Genomic DNA, 1,783 nt, shown 5'->3' with positions numbered 1-1,783 from the left:
TCGCCTTACGGTGGAGCTGTGCGTAGATGTGATCAAGAGACAAGATCACCGGCAGGGCAAGCGGAAGCTCGACCTGGAAAAGCTGCCGCGCCGGTCCCAGGCCAAGCCCCTGGGCGGCGTCGCGCACCGGGCCGGGCACGGCATCCAGCCCTCCGGCCGCCGCCCGCATCACCGGCAGGGCGGCGTAGAGCACCAGGGCCAGCAGGGTGGGCGCGGCACCGAAGCCCAGCAGCGGCAGGGCCAGGGCGATCACCGCCACCGGCGGCACCGACTGGGCCAGGGAGAAGAGCGCGTCCAGCAGCGGCCGCAGCCGGCGCCCGGCGGGACGGCTGGCCAGCACGCCCGCCGCCAGCCCCAGTGCCGTCGCCGCCAGGGCTGCGCCCAGCGACAGGGCGAGGTGGCTGCCGAGCAGGACGAACCAGCTTTCCGAGGTCCACACCGGGCGCGACACCTCCGGGAAAAGGCCGCCCCAGAGCGCGCCCAGATGCGGCGCGGCCAGCAGCGCCAGCAGGAACAGCGCCGCCTCGGCCAGAAGGCGCGGCAGGCGGCCCCTCATGCCCGCGCCCGGTCCCCAGCCGGGGACAGCAGGTCGCCCAGGTGCAGGATGCGTGGCGGGCCGGCTTCCGCCGCCTCCAGCACGAGGCGATCCGTCCGCCGGTCCAGCATCAACAGCAGCGCCTGCTTCAGCGTGGCCTCCGCCGGCAGCAGGGGCAGGTCGCCTTCCCCGGGCTCCGCCACCGCCCGGGCATGGCGCCGGGCGGGCTGGGTGGCGAGGCGGTGGAAGGCCAGTGCCTCCTCGCCCAGCAGTTCGCGCACCGCGCCATCGGCCTGCCGTTCCAGCACCTCGGCCGGGGTGCCGCTGGCCACCAGCTTCCCGTCCCGCAGCACGGCGAGTTGGTCGGCCAGGGTCAGCGCCTCCTCCACGTCATGCGTCACGAAGAGGATGGTCTTGCCGGTGCGGGCATGGATGGCGCGCATCTCCCGCTGCAGGCTGCGGCGGATGCTGGGGTCAAGGGCGGAGAAGGGCTCGTCCATCAGCAGCACCGGCGGGTCCGCCGCCAGCGCCCGCGCCAGCCCGACCCGCTGCGCCTGTCCGCCCGAGAGCTCGTGCGGCCAGCGCGCGGCGAAGCGCTCCGGATCGAGCCCCACCAGGGAAAGCAGCTCCTCCACCCGGCGGGCGATCCGCGCCGCGTCCCAGCCCAGCAGCCGGGGCACGGTGGCGACGTTCTCCGCCACCCGCCAATGCGGAAAAAGCCCCACCGACTGGATCACGTAGCCGATGCCCCGGCGCAGCGCCTCCGGATCGGCCTGGGCGACGTCACGGCCGTCCAGCGTCACGCGGCCGCCATCCGGCCGCACCAGCCGGTTCACCATCCGCATCAGCGTGGACTTGCCGGAACCCGATTCGCCCAGCAGCACGCAGAACCGCCCGTCCCGGATCTCCAGGCTGACGGCATCCACGGCGCGGCGGGCGCCATAGGTCTTGGTGGCCCCCTCGAAGCGGATCATGCCGCGCCGCCATGGCGCCGCGACAGCCAGGATTGCAGCGCCGCCAGCCCGGCATCCGCCGCCAGCGACAGCGCCACCACCGGCAGCACGCCGAGCAGGATCAGGTCCGTCGCCAGCTGACCGACGCCCAGGAAGACCAGCCGTCCCAGCCCGCCGCCGCCGATCAGCGCCGCCAGAGTGGCAAGGCCGATCGCCTGGATCACCGCCGTGCGCAGCCCGCCCAGCACGATCCTGTCTCTTGATCACATCTACGCACAGCTCCACCGTAAGGCGA

The 1,783-nt window shown here is 73.9% G+C and carries 3 protein-coding genes; all 3 read right to left on the bottom strand.

Annotated features, from left to right (window positions below; all coding sequences use genetic code 11):
• The coding region (locus ROTAS13_RS24045) for an ABC transporter permease subunit (RefSeq protein ID WP_075823626.1) at positions 1-556 on the bottom strand (556 nt) is incomplete at its 3' end.
• The gene (locus ROTAS13_RS24040) at positions 553-1,509 is read right to left on the bottom strand and encodes an ABC transporter ATP-binding protein (protein WP_075823625.1); all 957 of its coding nucleotides are present in this window, start codon (positions 1,507-1,509) and stop codon (positions 553-555) included. The genes ROTAS13_RS24045 and ROTAS13_RS24040, both read right to left, overlap by 4 nt.
• Entirely contained in the window at positions 1,506-1,736 is a 231-nt protein-coding gene (locus tag ROTAS13_RS24035; protein ID WP_253187761.1) for a hypothetical protein, read from the bottom strand. Before ROTAS13_RS24035 ends, ROTAS13_RS24040 begins: the two co-directional genes overlap by 4 nt.
• Between the last annotated feature and the right edge of the window lie 47 nt (positions 1,737-1,783).

It is taken from the genome of Roseomonas sp. TAS13 (genome assembly GCF_001950415.1).
Taxonomy (GTDB): domain Bacteria; phylum Pseudomonadota; class Alphaproteobacteria; order Acetobacterales; family Acetobacteraceae; genus Roseomonas; species Roseomonas mucosa.
This window is presented reverse-complemented; position numbering and strand designations above follow the sequence as displayed.

What these genes read in the sequence shown, in the direction of transcription:
- ROTAS13_RS24040 (WP_075823625.1), bottom strand. Translation starts at nt 1,509, where the DNA reads ATGATCCGCTTCGAGGGGGCCACCAAGACCTATGGCGCCCGCCGCGCC.